Below are 16,195 nucleotides of genomic sequence, written 5' to 3'. Positions count from 1 at the left end.
TGATGAATGCCATCGCCCTGGTCTCTGCTCCGCTGACGGTGGTGCAACCCATCGGCGCCATTGCCTTGGTGATCACCACGGTGGTCAATGCCAAGGACCAGGGACTGAGCATCAACCGTGCAACCGTGGTGGCCATCAGCGCCTGCGTCACGGGGTCTGCCTTGTTCGTGTTGCTGGCAGTATTCGTCACCCAGGAGAACCACCACGTCAACGCCGAGGACGAGTTGACCATCGTCCTGCTGCTGGCGTTGGCCGTAGGGATCTTCGGAACGCTGGCCGTCCTGTTCAAACACCGCATGAGTGCTTTCGTCTACATCCTCGGGGCTGGTGTGCTGTTCGGTTTTGTTGCCGTACTGACCCGGATCATCGGCAAGCACCTGCTCGATCCCAACGGCCTGTTCCTGCTCAACGTCCAGTGGTACACCCTCATCGCCATCGTTGCTGCCGGGGGACTGGGCTCCTGGTTCGTGCAGAGCGCCTACTCAGGTGGCCCACCGGATCTGGTCATCGCCGGACTGACCGTTATTGACCCCATGGTGGGCATTGCCATCGGCATTGTGATCCTTGGTGAGCTTCGTCCCGATGTCCACGCCGTCATGGCCATCGCCATGGCTGTGGCCGCTACGCTTGCTATCGTGGGGGTTATTGCCCTGAGCCGGCATCATCCGGAAGTCACCAAACGCAAGAAGGACGCGAAGGCGGCTTCCAGCAAGAAGGCCTAGGGCAGAGCTTTACCTTGCGCCGCCGCTGTAAGCGGACCGGCAACCCGGCGACACCGCAGTAGTGCCACAAGCAGTACTGTCCGCACCGTGACCATCAGGAGTTCTCCACGTGACCATTCCCGACACCACCAAGCCCCTTACCCTTCTGATAGCCGCGGATACCTATCCGCCGCATGTCAACGGTGCCGCACAGTTCGGCTATCGCCTGGCCAAGGGGATGACGGCACGCGGGCACAACGTCCATGTGTTGGCCTGCCGGCCGGACACGGGCAAGAGCTACACGGAGTTCCGCGACGAAGCCACAGTCCACCGGCTGCGTTCCCACGGTGTTTTTACCCATGAGTACTTCCGTATTTGCTTCCCTTGGGAAATCAAGAAGGAAATCAGCCTGCTGTTCGACAAAGTCCAGCCGGACGTTGTCCACATCCAGAGCCACTACATGATTGGCGAACACGTCCTGTACGAGGCCGTGAAGCGCGGCATCCGGGTGGTTGCTACCAACCACTTCATGCCGGAAAACCTGAACCCGTTCCTGCCGTTCCCGCAATGGTTCAAGGATATTGTTGGCCGCATTTCCTGGAAGGACATGGGCAAGGTCATGGGCCAGGCGGACGTAGTCACCACGCCCACGCCACTTGCTGCCAAAGCCATGCATCAGCATGCGTTCCTGCGCAAGGTCCTGCCGCTCTCCAACGGCATTGACTCCTCCGCCTACGAGCTCCAGCCCGGTGAGACCATTGAGCCCCACGCCAACCCTACGGTGCTCTTTGCCGGACGTTTGGCGGAAGAAAAGCACGTCAACGTCCTCATTGACGCCGTGGCCAAGACGCCACGCGAATTGAACGTGCACCTGGAAATTGTGGGCGGTGGCGAAGTCCGTCCTGCCCTTGAAGCGCAGGTGGCGAAGCTGGGCCTGGGGGACCGGGTGAGGTTCCTCGGGCTGGCGAGCGACGACGATTTGCGCGAGGCCTACATCAAGGCGGATATCTTCTGCATGCCCGGCACCGCGGAGCTCCAGTCCCTGGTGACCCTGGAAGCCATGTCTGCCTCCACTCCCGTGCTGTTGGCCAACGCCATGGCACTGCCGCACCTGGTCCGCGACGGGGAGAACGGCTACCTCTTCACACCGAACAACAGTGATGAACTGGCAGCCAAGATCACCAAGCTGCTGGAACTTCCCAAGCATGAGCTGGAAGCCATGGGCAAGCTGAGCCGGGAGATGGTGGAGCCGCACAGCATCAACGGCACCCTCCAGACGTTCGAGGACCTCTACCGCGGGGCCTCCTACGAGGACAAGGTGGTGTGACAAAAGCACTCCCCGGCAGCTATTAGAATTGCTGGAGTGCTTTGCCCGGTTCTGCTGTTTCCACAGCGGCCGGACCGGGTATCACGGGGCTATAGCTCAGCTGGTTAGAGCGCGGGACTCATAATCCTAAGGTCCTCGGTTCAAGTCCGAGTAGCCCTACATCTCACGCAAGAGCCGCAGCCGGCAATCAATGATTGCCGGCTGCGGCTCTTTTGCGTTCCCCCTTATATGCGGTAAGTTACTCATCAGTAACTTAGTCTTGGTCGCAGGTGACCACCGTGAAGGAGCGAAAATGTCCAACGCTGCATTCGACGCCGCCAATCTTCCGTACGCCGACGGCGACTTCTACGCCTTCGAGCAGATGCTGACGGAAAAAGAGCAGGACCGGCTGGCCGAGGTCCGGGAGTTTCTTGCCCGTGAGGTCAAGCCCATCGCTGTGGACTGCTGGAACCGCGGTGAGTTTCCCATGGACCTCATCCCCAAGCTGGGTGAACTGGACCTCGTCAGTCCTGTCCGCCGCCAGGGGTACTCCAATCTGTTCGCCGGCATGCTCCATGCTGAGGTGACCCGCGCGGACGCATCCATTGCCACCTTCATGGGCGTCCACGACGGTCTCTTCACTGGCTCCATCGAGGCCCTCGCTTCCCAGGAGCAGAAGGATGCCTGGCTCCCGGACATCTACTCGCTGAAGAAGATCGGCGCCTTCGGCCTGACCGAGCCGCTGGGTGGCTCCGACGTTGCCGGCGGCACCCGCACCACGGCAAAGCGCGATGGCGGTAACTGGATCCTCAACGGCGCCAAGCGCTGGATCGGCAACGCTACCTTCTCCGACTGGGTGGTCATTTATGCCAAGGATGTGGACGACAACCAGGTCAAGGCATTCCTGGTGGACACCACCTTGCCCGGCTTCTCTGCTACCAAGATCGAGAACAAGATCTCCCTGCGCACGGTGCAGAACGCGGACATCATCTTGGACAATGTGGTGGTTCCGGACTTCTTCAAACTGGCCAACGGCAACAGCTTCCGTGACACGAACAAGGTCCTCAAGGTCACCCGCCTGGCCGTCGCGTGGCAGGCTGTTGGACTTCAGATGGCAGCTTTTGACGTCGCCCGCAGCTACGCCGTGGAACGTCAGCAATTCGGCCGCCCGCTGGCCGCCTTCCAGCTGGTGCAAAACCAACTGGTCCAGATTCTCGGAAACACCGTTGCCTCAATGGGCATGATGGTTCGCCTGGCCCAGCTCGAAGACGCCGGAGTTGCCAAGGACGAGCAGTCGGCCCTGGCCAAGGCGTTCACGACCGCCCGCATGCGCGAAAGTGTTGCCCTGGGCCGCAGCATCCTTGGCGGCAATGGGATTGTCACGGACTACGGTATGGCCAAGATCTTCTCAGATGCCGAGGCCATCTATTCCTACGAAGGCACGCACGAAATCAACACCCTGGTCACAGGTCGGGCGATTACGGGTGTGTCGGCCATCGTCTAAAGGGCTAGCGAACACTGCAGGTCCAGGCTGGGCAGGTCCAGGCTGGGCAGGTCCATGCCGGGCAGGGCATCAATAGAGCGGCAGCAGGATTGACGGGCGCAAGTCCACCACGAACCCCAGCGGGTTGAGATAATCCTCGCCGCGGCGAACACCCCAGTGCAGGCATGCCGTGCCGCGGCAATGTCCAGGTTCCAAGGTGCCAATGACCTGGCCCTTGCGGACGGCGTCTCCGGGTTTGAGGTCGCTGGCCACGGGTTCGAAGCTGCTCCTGAGGCCCTCGCCATGATCGATGGTCAGGACCGGCCGATCAACCACGACGCCGGCAAAGGTCACCACGCCATCCGAAGGCGCGGTGACCTTTCCGTCGTCGGGGGCCGGCCCCAAATCCACGCCTCGATGCCCGCTCAGCCAAGGCTTGTCCGGTGGATCGAAGAAACGCAGCACGGCAGGCCTGGGGGAGAGTGGCCAACTCCATCGGGCTGTGGCCGGATCAGGTGCGCCCGGCGCAGATGTGCTGAGCGCACCCGCCGTCATTGCCAGGGCGGCGAGCAGGGTTGTCAGGGACTTTGCAAGGGCCATGGACCCAGCCTCCCGCGGTGTCTGCCCAGGGTCGATCCCAGGGCTGCCGTATGTGGACAACCGGCCGCGGATGCGGTCAAACCAGTGGGGTCGCTGTAGTACACTTGGTGGAGCAGTTTGCTGTGCCCTCAAGCTTGTTCAGGAACATGTCTCATTCAGATATGTGAGGGCCCCAGGCTGACTACGCGTATCCAGCCCTCCACCAGCGAAGCCATGTGGCTTCAGGCTGCGGAGGATTGTGCCTCTTGCGGTCCGGCCAAGCCTTATGGTTCCACGCCGGATGAGAAGTGCAATGGATGCCAGGAGCCACGCCCATCCGGGCAAAGGCTAAACAACCGTCAACTATTGGCAGGGTAAGAGCAGCCCCCTGGGCTCTCTCATGAATGACCTGCCGGAAGGAGCGTCGGCATGCCCGTCGTAACTATGCGCCAGCTGCTTGACAGCGGCGTCCACTTTGGACACCAGACCCGTCGTTGGAACCCGAAGATGAAGCGCTTCATCTTCACGGAGCGCAACGGCATCTACATCATTGACCTCCAGCAGTCGCTGTCCTACATCGACCGCGCCTACGAGTTCGTCAAGGCTACTGTCGCCCACGGCGGCACCGTCCTGTTCGTTGGCACCAAGAAGCAGGCTCAGGAAGCAATTGCCGAGCAGGCTACCCGCGTTGGCCAGCCCTACGTGAACCAGCGTTGGTTGGGCGGTATGCTCACCAACTTCCAGACCGTCGCCAAGCGTATCCAGCGCATGAAGGAACTCGAAGAGATCAACTTCGACGACGTCGCCGGCTCCGCTTACACCAAGAAGGAGCTCCTGCTCCTCAAGCGCGAACTCACCAAGCTTGAGTCCAACCTCGGTGGTATCCGCAACCTGACCAAGGCTCCCTCGGTTCTGTGGGTTGTTGACACCAAGAAGGAACACCTTGCTGTTGACGAAGCCAAGAAGCTGAACATCCCGGTTGTTGCCATCCTGGACACCAACTGCGACCCCGATGAAGTTGACTTCCCGATCCCGGGTAACGACGACGCCATCCGCTCCGTCAACCTGCTCACCCGCGTTGTTGCCGACGCCGTAGCTGAGGGCCTCATCGCCCGCAACCAGCGCGCAACCGGCACCACCGAAGCTCCGGAAGAGCCGCTGGCTGAGTGGGAGCGCGAGCTCCTCGAAGGCAGCAAGGCCGAAGAAGCAGCAGCAACCGAAGCTCCGGCAGCAGAAGCTCCCGCAGCTGAGGCTCCCGTTGCTGAAGCTGCAGCCGGCGAAGCCGAAGCAGCCAAGTAAATCTGGACCTTCCCTGATGCCGAAAAAGCATCGGGGGCAACTGACAGGATGGCGGCTCACACGGTGGGCTGCCGTCCTGTCAGTCCGTAAACACACAAATTTCTAGACAGAGGGGTTCACATGGCGAACTACACTGCTGCTGACATCAAGGCCCTGCGCGAGCGCACCGGCGCCGGCATGATGGACGTCAAGAAGGCTCTTGACGAGGCCAACGGTGACGCCGAGAAGGCCATCGAGATCATCCGCATCAAGGGCCTCAAGGGTGCTACCAAGCGCGAAGGCCGTTCAACTGCTGAAGGCCTGGTTGCTGCCAAGGTCAACGGCGGCGTTGGCGTAATGATCGAGGTCAACTGCGAGACCGACTTCGTTGCCAAGGCTGACAAGTTCATCCAGCTGGCTGACAAGGTCCTCAACGTTGCAGTCGAGTCCGGCGCAGCCGACCTCGAGACCCTGCTGGCTACCGAGGTCGACGGCAAGCCGTTGTCCGAGGTTGTTGTCGAAGAGGGCGCTGTCCTCGGCGAAAAGGTTGTTGTCCGTCGCATCTCCCGCGTTGAGGGCACCACGGTTGACGCTTACCTGCACAAGACGTCCAAGGACCTTCCGGCCCAGGTCGGCGTCCTGTTCGCTGTTGACGGTGAAGGCGAAGCCGCTGCCACCGCCGCACACGACATCGCTGTCCACGTTGCAGCCATGGCTCCGAACTACTTGACCCGCGACGACGTTCCGGCCGAACTGGTCGAGTCCGAGCGCCGTATCGCCGAAGAGACCGCCAAGGCTGAAGGCAAGCCCGAAGCTGCTCTTTCGAAGATCGTTGAAGGCCGCGTGACGGGCTTCTACAAGGGTGAAGTTCTGGTTGACCAGGCATTCGCCAAGGATTCCAAGAAGACTGTTGCGCAGGTCCTCGAAGAAGCCGGCGTCAAGGCAACTGCAGTAACCCGTTTCCGCGTAGGAAACTAGTAATTCATGAAAAGGGGTGGTCACTTCGGTGGCCGCCCCTTTTTCATGCACCCGTCCGGGTAGTACCTGCGCGGACCCCCAGCACGATAATCTAGCCAGAGTCCACCAACGGGAGGCACCATGGAAACCGTCAACACTGCAATCCAGCCCGAGAAGACCCGCCGACGTGTACTTCTGAAACTTTCCGGTGAGGTGATCGGTGGCGGCAAGCTCGGCGTCGATCCTGAGACCGTCCGGGCCATTGCCAAGCAGATCGCGGCAGCTGTCTCCGACGTCGAAGTAGCAATCGTCGTAGGCGGCGGTAACTTCTTCCGCGGCGCAGAGCTGTCCCAGAGCGGCATGGACCGTTCCCGCGCGGACTACATGGGCATGCTCGGCACGGTCATGAACTGCCTGGCCCTGCAGGACTTCCTGGAGCAGGCTGGCGTTGAAACCCGCGTGCAGAGTGCCATCACCATGGGCCAGGTTGCCGAAGCGTACATTCCCCGCCGGGCCATCCGCCACATGGAAAAGGGCCGCGTTGTCATCTTCGGCGCGGGCGCCGGACTGCCCTACTTCTCCACTGATACCGTGGCTGCCCAGCGTGCGCTCGAAGTCCATGCCGACGTGGTCCTCATGGCCAAGAGCGGTGTGGACGGCGTATACACCGCCGATCCCAAGAAGGATCCCGAAGCTGAGAAGCTCGATGTCCTCAGCTACGACGACGCCCTGCGTCGCGACATCCGCGTCATGGACCAGACGGCCATGACCATGTGCAAGGACAACAATCTTTCCATGGTGGTCTTCGGCATGGAAGGCGAGGGCAACGTAACCCGTGCCATCCTCGGCGAAACGCTGGGAACCCTGGTTACTCCCTAGCAAGGGCTAGGATATTTCTAGGACCGTCCGCCTCTCACGGCGGATCTTTACTGTGTACTGCGGCCTGCTTTTGGGCAGCAACTATTTTCTGAGGAGAAACCCGTGATCGAAGAGACCTTGCTCGAAGCCGGCGAGAAGATGGACAAGGCGGTTGAGGTAGCCAAGGACGATTTCGCCACGATCCGTACGGGTCGGGCGAACCCCGGTCTCTACAACAAGGTGATTGTTGAGTACTATGGCACGCCCACGCCGCTCCAGCAGCTGGCCTCCTTTGGCGTGCCGGACGCCCGGACCATCCTCATTACGCCGTACGACAAGACCGCGCTGCGCGACATCGAGAAAGCGTTGAGCGATTCCGAGGTTGGTGCCAACCCCTCGAACGACGGCAACGTCATCCGCGTCACCATTCCGGAGCTCACCAAGGAGCGCCGCAAAGAGTACGTCAAAATCGTCAAGGGCAAGGGTGAGGACGCAAAGGTCTCCATCCGCAGCATCCGCCGCAAGGCAAAGGACACCCTGGACAAGCTCGTCAAGGACGGCGAAGCCGGCGAAGACGAGGGTGCCCGCGCTGAGAAGGAGCTCGACGCCCTGACCAAGCAGCACGTTGACAGCATCGACGAACTGCTCAAGCGCAAGGAAGCCGAGCTGCTCGAGGTCTGATGAACCAGGCTGAGCCGGCACCCGCTGGGCGGGTCCCGACACGCGATAGTCCACAGCGCTCCAGACGCGTACGGACGAACCCCACGCCAAAGGCAGGCCGGAATCTTCCGGCCGCCATCGGCGTCGGGCTCGCCATGCTCCTGGCGGTTCTGGGCGGGCTTCTTTTTCTCCCGTTGGGGTTCGTTCTGCTCACCACGGCTTTTGCTGTGTTGGGTGTGTGGGAAGTATTCCGGGCTCTCGAAGCCCAGGGCACCAGGATGCCGATCATCCCCGTGATGGTTGGCAGCCTGGTGATGCCGGTTTCGGCCTACTTTGGTGGTCTTGAAGGATTGTTGTTCACTCTGACGGCGAGCTCAGTGGCCGTGCTGCTGTGGCGGTCCATCGAGAGCGCCGCCGGAGCGCCGCGGAGCGTGTTCGCCGGTGTTTTCACCCTGGCGTGGATTCCTTTCCTTATCAGCTTCGCGTCCCTGTCCTTGCACACCGCCGGCGGACCTACTCCCGTGGGTTTTTGGCCGGACGGTATCCCGGAAGGTGCATGGCAGATCGCGTCCATGCTGCTGTTGGTGGTTTCCAATGACACGTTCGGGTACATCGTTGGGGCATCATTCGGGAAACACCCCATGGCTCCCAAAATCAGCCCCAAAAAGTCCTGGGAGGGCTTTGCCGGTTCCGTGGGCGGTGCGATGCTCATTGGCGTCCTGGCCTGCATCTTCCTCCTCGACAAGCCCTGGTGGGTTGGTTTGATCCTGGCCGTTGGCATGGTGGCTGCGGCTACCGCCGGCGACCTCGCCGAGTCCATGGTCAAACGTGAACTGGGGGTTAAGGACATGAGCAGTATCCTGCCCGGCCATGGTGGCGTGATGGACCGCTTGGACTCCATTGTGTTCGCTGCCCCTGTAGCCTATGTTCTGTTCGCGCTGCTGAGCGGCGTTTGAGAATCAACGAAGGAAAATTAGTGTCCGTGGATATTCGACGCCAGATTCCCGCCACGTTCGATCGCGTGGAGCGCAGCAAGTACGGCTACAACGCCAAACAAGTTGACGAGTTCCTCCAGCGCGCCAGGACCTCGTTCGAGAACCCCGTGGGTACTGCTGACCAGGTAGCCAGCGTGGACGTCCGGGACGTGGCTTTTGATCCCGTCAAGGGTGGCTATGACGCCCACAGCGTTGATGCCGCACTGGATCGGCTGGAGGATGCGTTTGCCCGCCGTGAGCGGGATGACCTGATCAGCCAGCAGGGCGAAGAAGCCTGGTTGCGCCAGATCGGCAAACTCTCCGGGATTCTGCGGGGCCGTTTGCACCGGCCCGACGGCGAACGGTTCCGGCGGCCTTCCAGCAAGCGCGCACGCAGCTACAACACCCAGGACGTGGATGCCCTGTGTGCTGAGCTGGTGGGCTACCTGGAACACGACCAGGTCCTGAGCGTTGACACTGTTCGTCGCGCCGTTTTCCGGGCGGCCAAGGGAAACGAAGGCTACGAAGAAGCCCAGGTTGACGCATTCCTGGCCCGCGCTGTAGAGCTCATGGCGGCCATTGACTAGTCCACACCCCGCGTTGCGGGTACAGGGCTAGCCGGTAGGGGACGCCGGCGGATTGTTCTTCCATACCTCCAGGTAGCGCCGGTGGCCGCGGGTCAAGGACGTCCCGAAGAAGACCAGGGCGGCCACCACGGCCACAGGGACTGCCGCCACCGCTGGAAGTCCGGCCGTCAAGAGGGCCGATCCCAGCAGCAGGGCGATCAAGGCCGCGTTCACGAACCCCATAAAGACCATGCTGCTGCCGGCCACCTGGCTGAAGGCCTTCCGAACGCCCAGGAAGTAGTAGGTCTTTTTGGCGCCTTCCTCGTCGTCGTGAGCCCCTGCCATCAAGTACGGCCCTATGCCGGGATCCATATCGACGTAGGCCGCCCGCAGGCGGTTCATTGCCAGGACATACATCAAGTCCTCCATTCCCACGCTCATGACGCGCACGTGGGTGAGGAGGCCCACCACCAGGTCAATGCTGAGGACTGTCAACGCGAATGCCCTGAAGGCGTCTGAAAATTGGGTGGCATTCCCTACCAGCGCAACGCTCAGCAGGCTCGCTGAGGTGAATGTCAGGAACATGCTGATCCGGGTGAGGACCTCGCCTTGGGTGGTGCTGCGGGAGGCCAGCAGGCTCCAGTGTTCCGTGGCCAGTAATTGCGCGCGGACGCTCGGCGAGAGCTCCGGCCTGGGTACCGCAGACTCGGGACCGGCCACACCTGGTTCCTCGGACATGGCGTCATTGTCCACCCTGAAAGGTCAGCGGACAACGCCCTGCCGCTGCTATCTCTCGGTTACTACCGGCCTTTCCGGAACATGCAACCGGGACATCACCCGGTTCACCGACGCCGGCACGCGGCTTTTTGTTGCCAGGGAAACGATCACTGTCACGGCAAAGGCTGAGGGGACGCTCCAGGCCGCGGGCTGGGCAAGCCATGCGGGTGCATTGCCTGGCCCCATGAGCGTGCCCGCAACCATGGCACCACCGCACAGGAGGGCGCCGGTGAGCATCCCGGCAATGGCACCGGCGTCGGTCAGGCCACGCCACCAGATTCCCAGCAACAGCACCGGGCAAATGGTGGAAGCCGTAAAGGCGAAGACCAGGCCCACGCTGCCGGCAAGGGCCAGGGTGTCGGTCATGAAGGCAAAACCCAAAGGCACGACGGCGGCCAGCACCGCTGCCAGCCGAAAACCCCTGACGCTCCCGCCGAAGAGGTCCTGGCTGATAACGCCGGACAGTGACACCACCAGGCCGGACGTGGTGGAGAGGAAGGCGGCGAAGGCTCCAGCCACAACGAGGGCGGAAAGCAGGTCCCCTGCGGTGCCCCCTATCAGCTTGCCGGGGAGCAGCAGGACCAAGGCGTCTGCCTGGCCGGATTGGGCGAGCTCAGGGGCGAAAATACGTCCCACAGCGCCTGACACCGTAGGAAAGAGGTAGAAGACGGAGAGCAGTCCCAGCACAATGAGCGTTGTGCGACGGGCAGACTGGCCGTCGGGGTTGGTGTAGAACCGGACCAGGACGTGGGGCAGGCCCAAGGTTCCGAAGAGCAAGGCCACCAACAAGGAAATGTGCTGGTACACGCCAGCCGCGGCCTGGCCGCTGGGATTGACGGGCAGGGGAGCCTGGGGCGCTGTGCCGTTACCGGCCAACACCAGCAGGACGAAGACCACGGGCACCGCCAAAGCGGTCAGTTTCAACCAATACTGAAAGGCTTGGACGAAGGTGATCGAGCGCATTCCACCTGCCACCACCGTGAGGCACACAACCAGTACCACCGCCGTCGAGCCTACCCACGACGGCAGGCCTGTGGTGATCCGGATGGTGAGCGCTGCCCCATGGAGTTGGGGAACGATGTACAGCCAGCCAACGGCCACCACCACGAGGCTTGTCACCCGCCGGACCAGCTTGGAGTCCAGGCGGGCTTCGGTAAAATCCGGAATCGTGTACGCACCGGAGCGGCGCAGGGGAGCGGCGACGAAGAGGAGCAGCATCAAATAGCCGGCGGTGTAGCCCACGGGGAACCACAGCGCGTCAGTTCCTGAAAGCAGGATCAGGCCCGCGACACCCAGGAAGCTGGCGGCGGACAAATATTCGCCGCCGATTGCAGAGGCGTTCCACCACGGCGGGACGGTTCGCGAAGCGACGTAGAAATCCCCGGTTGTTCGTGAGATCCGAAGCCCGTAGAAGCCGATGACCGCCGTGGCAAGTGACACGGCGAGGAAAGCGAAGAGGCCAACGGCAGGGTTCACTTGTCCTCCACAAGGTCACGGTAGCGTGCCTCATTACGGGCAGCTGCACGGTTGTAGAGCCATGCGCTCACTCCGATCACCGGGTAAATGCCCGCGCCCAGCACCAGCCAATCCAAGGGAATGCCAAGGATCCGGGTCTCCGCCACTCCGGGGCCATAGACAAGGAACAGCGCGATCACGGCAAGAATGACCAGGAAGCCGCAGGCCACCACCAAGGCCAAACGCAATTGGGAGCGGATCAAGGATCGGATAAAGATCCTGCCGGCATCGGAATCTTCGGGTACCTCCCTCGGGTAGGGCAGCCTGCCCGGTGCCGCCGTGGCCGCCCGGCGCGGAGCCGTAACACGGACGCGGGTCATCCCTGTGGCCGGATGCGGGTGGATTGCAGTTTGTCACGGACAGAGGGCAAGTGGCGCCGGCTGATGGGCAGCTCAGCTCCGGCCACCGCCACGCTAGGTCCCGTAGCCGAGAGCTTGAGGTGCTGCACGTGATTCAAGGCGATGAGATACGAACGGTGGATTCGGATGAAACCCGCCTCCGCCCACTTCTGCTCAAGATCGCTGAGGGGGACCCGGATGAGGTAGCTGGCTTCGGCAGTGTGGAGTCGCGCGTAGTCGCCTTGGGCCTGAACGTAAGTGACATCGTCCCGGCGGATCATGCGCGTTGTACTGCCAAGATCCACCGTGATCATCTCCGGGGCGGGAGTGCCTTCCTTGATCAGGTCACTGATCCGGTCCACGGAACGGGCTAACCGTTCCGCGCGCAGGGGCTTGAGCAGGTAGTCGATGGCTGCGAGGTCGAAGGCTTCCAACGCGCAATCTTCGTCAGCGGTGACAAAAACGACGGCGGGCGGATTGCTGCTGCGCGAAATGGCGCGGGCGATGTCCAGACCGGACAGGGCAGGCATATGAATGTCGAGGAATACGGCGTCGACAGACTCCCTTTCCAAGGTCCGCAGCGCTTCGGCGCCCGACGACGCCCGGTGGATCGAACCGATTCGTTCATCCCGCCCCAAGAGGAAAGCAAGCTCCTCCACGGCGGGCAGTTCGTCATCAGCGACGAGCACGTTGATCATGATTAAAGACTAACCTTCACTTCAAGCGTCATGGCCAGGCTGGGATTTGGGCACCCGCATGGTGATCAGGGTTCCTTCTCCGGGAGCAGTGTCGATCACCAGTCCATGCTCATCCCCATAGACCTGGCGTAAACGGGCGTCCACATTGCGCAGTCCCACATGGATGCCGTCAGTGTGTCCGGCGAGCACTGACCGCAGGTGCTCCGGGTCCATGCCGACGCCGTCGTCCTCGATGGTCACTTCCGCGAACGCGCCGGAATCATTGGCGCAAATGGTGATGTGTCCCGGGCCCTCCTTGGCCTCAAGGCCGTGGCGGACGGCGTTCTCCACCAGGGGCTGCAGGCTGAGGAAGGGAATGACAGTGCTGAGGACCTCGGGGGCAATCCGCAGGCTTACCTGGACGCGCTCGCCGAAGCGTGCTCGCTCCAGCAGAAGGTAGCGGTCGATGCAGCGCAGTTCTTCCGCCACTGTGGTGAAGTCGCCATGGCGCCGGAAGGAGTAGCGGGTGAAGTCGGCGAACTCCACTACCAGTTCCCGGGCCCGGGCGGGGTCGGTGTTGATGAACGAGGCGATCGCATTGAGGGAGTTGTAAATGAAGTGCGGGCTGATTTGTGCACGCAATGCCCTGACTTCAGCTTCCATCAGCAACGTCCGCGAGGCTTCGAGCTCTGTCAGCTCCAGCTGGGCGGCAATCCAATCGGCAACCTCGCTGGTGGCCCTCACCAGCCCGGCACCTGCTGCCGGTGCCAGCGCAGCCACCGCGCCCACCACCTTGGAACCGGACCGGATTGGTGCAATCACGGCACTGTAATCGTGGCTTCCATGCTCGGCTTTGCCATTAGCCCTATGCCCGGCATGCGGCACCACCGCGGTTCGGCCGGTGGCGAGCACCTCGGCAGCAAGACGCATCAGCGAGGACCTGAGTTCCTCAGCGGCACCATCCCAGGCGAGCACGGAACCGGTGTCCGTAATGGCCAATGCGTCGCAGCCCAGCAGGACACGCAGTTGCTTGCTGGCCTTGGCCGCACCGGCAGGCTGGAGGCCGCCGCGGAGATGCTGCCCGGCGCGTGACGCTGCGTGCAGGGTGTTGTAGGTTGCCCGCTCGGCATCAGTGCCCAGGTCCCGGAAGGAACGCATCACCTTCAGGCCGACACCCACGACGACGGCGACGGCCAGCACGATCACGGCGATCGCGGCTGCGGTGAAAAGCGGGGAATCGGGCATAGAGCCAGAGTAGCCGGACCCGCTCCCGCATCCTTCCGCGCGGTCTGCTTGCGCCCTCATGGACACCGTTTGGCGCAGCGTCACGACCGCTGAGCGACGGCAGTGGACGATGCTCTGGAACAGGTGCCGCACGGCAGTCAATAGTGATTGCAGTCACATTGGCAAGGTGTGTGGAGCTGATGTGGACACATCACAATCAGGAGGAACCATGGGTAACGACGCCCAACCCCAGGACGCAACAGCGTCCGTGGACTTCCAGGAAGTCCAACAGACGGAACGGTTCAAGACGCTGCGCAAACGGCACCGCAGTTTTGTCTTCCCCATGGCAGTGGTATTTCTGCTCTGGTATTTCGCGTACGTCCTTTTGGCTGACTACGCGGTGGGCTTTATGTCCATCAAGGTGTGGGGCAACATCAACGTGGGGCTGATTCTTGGCCTGCTGCAGTTCGTCACCACTTTCGGCATCACGGCTTGGTACGTGAGCTACTCAAACAGGAAACTTGACCCGATCGCTGCTGAAATCCGCAACGAGATCGAGGGCCACGAATTCGATAAGGACGGCAATGTGATCAGCGGGGCAGCCAAATGAACACCATGGTCCCGGCGGCAGTCAACGTCGAAGCACTCAAAGACACCACCCTGCTCAACATGGGCATCTTCGCCCTCTTCGTGGCAGTCACCATGGTGATCGTCTTCCGGGCAAGCCGGAACAATAAGACGGCGGCAGACTATTACGCAGCGGGGCGGTCATTCACAGGCTCCCAAAACGGCACGGCCATCGCCGGCGACTACCTCTCAGCGGCGTCATTCCTCGGCATCACCGGCGCCATTGCCATCAACGGTTACGACGGGTTCTTGTACTCCATCGGCTTCCTTGTCGCCTGGCTGGTGGCCCTGCTGCTGGTGGCTGAACTGCTGCGCAATACCGGTAAGTTCACCATGGCCGACGTCCTGTCCTTCCGCTTGCGCCAGCGCCCTGTGCGGATTGCCGCTGCCCTGTCCACGCTGGCCGTTTGCTTCTTCTACCTCCTCGCGCAGATGGCAGGCGCAGGGAGCCTGATCTCCCTCCTGCTGGGCATCAGCGACTGGGGCGGCCAGGCCCTGGTGATCATCGTCGTTGGCGCCTTGATGATCATGTACGTACTGATTGGCGGCATGAAGGGCACCACCTGGGTGCAGATCATCAAGGCCATCCTGCTCATTGCCGGTGCCGGAGTCATGACGGCCATGGTGCTTGCGATCTATGGCTTCAACCTGTCCAGCCTGCTGGGATCTGCAGCAGAGGCCGCCAACAACCCGGCCATCCTGAACCCGGGCCTGCAGTACGGCAAGACTGAAACATCCAAGCTCGACTTCATGTCCCTTGGCCTCGCACTGGTCCTTGGCACCGCGGCCCTCCCGCACGTCCTGATGCGCTTCTACACCGTGCCCACGGCCAAGGAAGCCCGGAAGTCCGTGGTGTGGGCGATCTGGCTGATTGGCCTGTTCTACCTGTTCACCCTGGTGCTGGGTTACGGTGCAGCGGCCCTGGTGGGTGCAGAAACCATCAAGTCCGCACCTGGCGGCGTCAACTCCGCCGCACCGCTCCTGGCCTTCCACTTGGGCGGACCACTGCTCCTGGGCTTCATTTCGGCGGTGGCCTTCGCCACCATCCTGGCAGTGGTGGCAGGCCTGACCATCACAGCGGCAGCCTCCTTCGCCCACGATATTTACGCCAATGTCATTGCCAAGGGCAAAGCAGATGCAATTACCGAAGTGAAGGTGGCTCGTCGAACGGTACTGGTGATCGGTGTCCTGGCCATCCTGGGTGGCATCTTTGCCAACGGCCAGAACGTGGCATTCCTGGTGGCCCTGGCCTTCGCTGTTGCCGCCTCGGCCAACCTGCCGACGATCGTCTACTCACTGTTCTGGAAGAAGTTCACCACCCAGGGCGCGGTCTGGAGCATGTACGGCGGTTTGGCCGCAGCCATCCTGCTCATCACGTTCTCACCCGTGGTTTCAGGTGCCAAGACGTCCATGATCCCCGGTGCCAACTTCGCCCTGTTCCCGTTGAGCAACCCCGGCATCGTGTCCATCCCGTTGGCCTTCTTCCTTGGCTGGCTGGGAACCGTCCTGGACAAGCGCCGCGAGGATCCGGCCAAGCAGGCTGAAATGGAAGTGCGCTCGCTGACCGGCGTCGGTGCTGAGAAGGCCGTCGACCACTAGCTGGGGCGTGAACAAGACCCCCGGTTGCTGAATGAAGAAGGCTCCTCCTGCGAACATTGCGCAGGAGGAGCCTTCT

At 62.0% G+C, this 16,195-nt stretch carries 17 protein-coding genes and 1 tRNA gene; 12 read left to right on the top strand and 6 right to left on the bottom strand.

The genetic code is table 11. The features are described 5' to 3' along the window. The 4 genes from HP499_RS01220 to HP499_RS01205 all read left to right on the top strand — a co-directional run. A partial coding sequence (locus tag HP499_RS01220) for a hypothetical protein (RefSeq protein ID WP_172322150.1) occupies nucleotides 1-722 on the top strand: 722 nt, incomplete at its 5' end. A gap of 109 nt (nucleotides 723-831) precedes the next feature. After that, nucleotides 832-2,028: a glycosyltransferase gene (locus HP499_RS01215; RefSeq protein ID WP_172322149.1), complete on the top strand. Its 1,197-nt coding sequence runs from the start codon at nucleotides 832-834 to the stop codon at nucleotides 2,026-2,028. Nucleotides 2,029-2,113: 85 nt separating this feature from the next. Continuing rightward, a tRNA-Ile gene (locus tag HP499_RS01210) sits at nucleotides 2,114-2,187 on the top strand. Between the two features lie 133 nt (nucleotides 2,188-2,320). Next, nucleotides 2,321-3,511, top strand: a complete 1,191-nt coding sequence (locus HP499_RS01205; RefSeq protein WP_172322148.1) for an acyl-CoA dehydrogenase family protein — start codon at nucleotides 2,321-2,323, stop codon at nucleotides 3,509-3,511. Between the two features lie 69 nt (nucleotides 3,512-3,580). Here the strand turns inward: HP499_RS01205 and HP499_RS01200 are convergent, their stop codons facing one another. After that, a complete protein-coding gene (locus tag HP499_RS01200) occupies nucleotides 3,581-4,090 on the bottom strand; it encodes a murein hydrolase activator EnvC (protein WP_172322147.1) in 510 nt (169 codons plus the stop codon). A 408-nt stretch (nucleotides 4,091-4,498) separates the two neighbouring features. Between HP499_RS01200 and rpsB the strand changes: the two genes are divergently transcribed. From rpsB to HP499_RS01170, 6 genes are all read left to right on the top strand, one after another. Then, the gene (gene rpsB, locus HP499_RS01195) at nucleotides 4,499-5,368 is read left to right on the top strand and encodes a 30S ribosomal protein S2 (RefSeq protein ID WP_172322146.1); all 870 of its coding nucleotides are present in this window, start codon (nucleotides 4,499-4,501) and stop codon (nucleotides 5,366-5,368) included. Between the two features lie 120 nt (nucleotides 5,369-5,488). After that, a complete protein-coding gene (gene tsf / locus HP499_RS01190) occupies nucleotides 5,489-6,325 on the top strand; it encodes a translation elongation factor Ts (protein ID WP_026541489.1) in 837 nt (278 codons plus the stop codon). Between the two features lie 120 nt (nucleotides 6,326-6,445). Then, on the top strand, nucleotides 6,446-7,183 hold the full coding sequence (gene pyrH, locus HP499_RS01185) for a UMP kinase (RefSeq protein WP_026541490.1): 738 nt from the start codon (nucleotides 6,446-6,448) through the stop codon (nucleotides 7,181-7,183). 102 nt (nucleotides 7,184-7,285) lie between these two features. Next, a complete protein-coding gene (gene frr, locus HP499_RS01180; RefSeq protein ID WP_026541491.1) occupies nucleotides 7,286-7,843 on the top strand; it encodes a ribosome recycling factor in 558 nt (185 codons plus the stop codon). Then, the gene (locus HP499_RS01175; RefSeq protein WP_172322145.1) at nucleotides 7,843-8,778 is read left to right on the top strand and encodes a phosphatidate cytidylyltransferase; all 936 of its coding nucleotides are present in this window, start codon (nucleotides 7,843-7,845) and stop codon (nucleotides 8,776-8,778) included. The genes frr and HP499_RS01175 overlap by 1 nt, the downstream gene beginning before the upstream one ends. A 20-nt stretch (nucleotides 8,779-8,798) precedes the next feature. Beyond that, on the top strand, nucleotides 8,799-9,383 hold the full coding sequence (locus tag HP499_RS01170; RefSeq protein WP_172322144.1) for a DivIVA domain-containing protein: 585 nt from the start codon (nucleotides 8,799-8,801) through the stop codon (nucleotides 9,381-9,383). 27 nt (nucleotides 9,384-9,410) lie between these two features. Here HP499_RS01170 and HP499_RS01165 read toward each other — a convergent pair whose 3' ends face one another. From HP499_RS01165 to HP499_RS01145, 5 genes are read right to left on the bottom strand one after another with little or no spacing between them, the layout of a single operon-like run. After that, complete coding sequence (locus HP499_RS01165; protein WP_172322143.1) at nucleotides 9,411-10,100, bottom strand: hypothetical protein; 690 nt, start codon at nucleotides 10,098-10,100, stop codon at nucleotides 9,411-9,413. Between the two features lie 48 nt (nucleotides 10,101-10,148). After that, nucleotides 10,149-11,615: a cation acetate symporter gene (locus HP499_RS01160; RefSeq protein WP_172322142.1), complete on the bottom strand. Its 1,467-nt coding sequence runs from the start codon at nucleotides 11,613-11,615 to the stop codon at nucleotides 10,149-10,151. After that, nucleotides 11,612-11,974, bottom strand: coding sequence for a hypothetical protein (locus HP499_RS01155; protein ID WP_172322141.1), 363 nt, complete (start codon nucleotides 11,972-11,974; stop codon nucleotides 11,612-11,614). The genes HP499_RS01160 and HP499_RS01155 overlap by 4 nt, the downstream gene beginning before the upstream one ends. Continuing rightward, nucleotides 11,971-12,690, bottom strand: a complete 720-nt coding sequence (locus tag HP499_RS01150) for a LytTR family DNA-binding domain-containing protein (RefSeq protein WP_172322140.1) — start codon at nucleotides 12,688-12,690, stop codon at nucleotides 11,971-11,973. Before HP499_RS01150 ends, HP499_RS01155 begins: the two co-directional genes overlap by 4 nt. A gap of 21 nt (nucleotides 12,691-12,711) precedes the next feature. Further along, the gene (locus HP499_RS01145) at nucleotides 12,712-13,914 is read right to left on the bottom strand and encodes a sensor histidine kinase (RefSeq protein WP_172322139.1); all 1,203 of its coding nucleotides are present in this window, start codon (nucleotides 13,912-13,914) and stop codon (nucleotides 12,712-12,714) included. Nucleotides 13,915-14,122: 208 nt separating this feature from the next. On the opposite strand from HP499_RS01145, the gene HP499_RS01140 reads away from it, so the two are divergent. Beyond that, complete coding sequence (locus HP499_RS01140) at nucleotides 14,123-14,503, top strand: DUF485 domain-containing protein (protein WP_172322138.1); 381 nt, start codon at nucleotides 14,123-14,125, stop codon at nucleotides 14,501-14,503. Continuing rightward, nucleotides 14,500-16,119, top strand: coding sequence for a cation acetate symporter (locus tag HP499_RS01135; protein WP_172322137.1), 1,620 nt, complete (start codon nucleotides 14,500-14,502; stop codon nucleotides 16,117-16,119). The genes HP499_RS01140 and HP499_RS01135 overlap by 4 nt, the downstream gene beginning before the upstream one ends. The last annotated feature ends 76 nt before the right edge of the window (nucleotides 16,120-16,195 follow it).

Source organism: Paenarthrobacter sp. CM16, assembly GCF_013179505.1.
GTDB lineage: Bacteria > Actinomycetota > Actinomycetes > Actinomycetales > Micrococcaceae > Arthrobacter.
Note: the sequence above shows the minus strand (reverse complement) of the source record. Positions and strands in the feature narration are given on the sequence as shown.

Coding starts and splice junctions, on each gene's coding strand:
- HP499_RS01205 (WP_172322148.1), top strand. CDS start 2,321: ATGTCCAACGCTGCATTCGACGCCGCCAATCTTCCGTACGCCGACGGC.
- HP499_RS01200 (WP_172322147.1), bottom strand. CDS start 4,090: ATGGCCCTTGCAAAGTCCCTGACAACCCTGCTCGCCGCCCTGGCAATG.
- rpsB (WP_172322146.1), top strand. CDS start 4,499: ATGCCCGTCGTAACTATGCGCCAGCTGCTTGACAGCGGCGTCCACTTT.
- tsf (WP_026541489.1), top strand. CDS start 5,489: ATGGCGAACTACACTGCTGCTGACATCAAGGCCCTGCGCGAGCGCACC.
- pyrH (WP_026541490.1), top strand. CDS start 6,446: ATGGAAACCGTCAACACTGCAATCCAGCCCGAGAAGACCCGCCGACGT.
- HP499_RS01175 (WP_172322145.1), top strand. CDS start 7,843: ATGAACCAGGCTGAGCCGGCACCCGCTGGGCGGGTCCCGACACGCGAT.
- HP499_RS01165 (WP_172322143.1), bottom strand. CDS start 10,100: ATGTCCGAGGAACCAGGTGTGGCCGGTCCCGAGTCTGCGGTACCCAGG.
- HP499_RS01155 (WP_172322141.1), bottom strand. CDS start 11,974: ATGACCCGCGTCCGTGTTACGGCTCCGCGCCGGGCGGCCACGGCGGCA.
- HP499_RS01150 (WP_172322140.1), bottom strand. CDS start 12,690: ATGATCAACGTGCTCGTCGCTGATGACGAACTGCCCGCCGTGGAGGAG.
- HP499_RS01145 (WP_172322139.1), bottom strand. CDS start 13,914: ATGCCCGATTCCCCGCTTTTCACCGCAGCCGCGATCGCCGTGATCGTG.
- HP499_RS01140 (WP_172322138.1), top strand. CDS start 14,123: ATGGGTAACGACGCCCAACCCCAGGACGCAACAGCGTCCGTGGACTTC.
- HP499_RS01135 (WP_172322137.1), top strand. CDS start 14,500: ATGAACACCATGGTCCCGGCGGCAGTCAACGTCGAAGCACTCAAAGAC.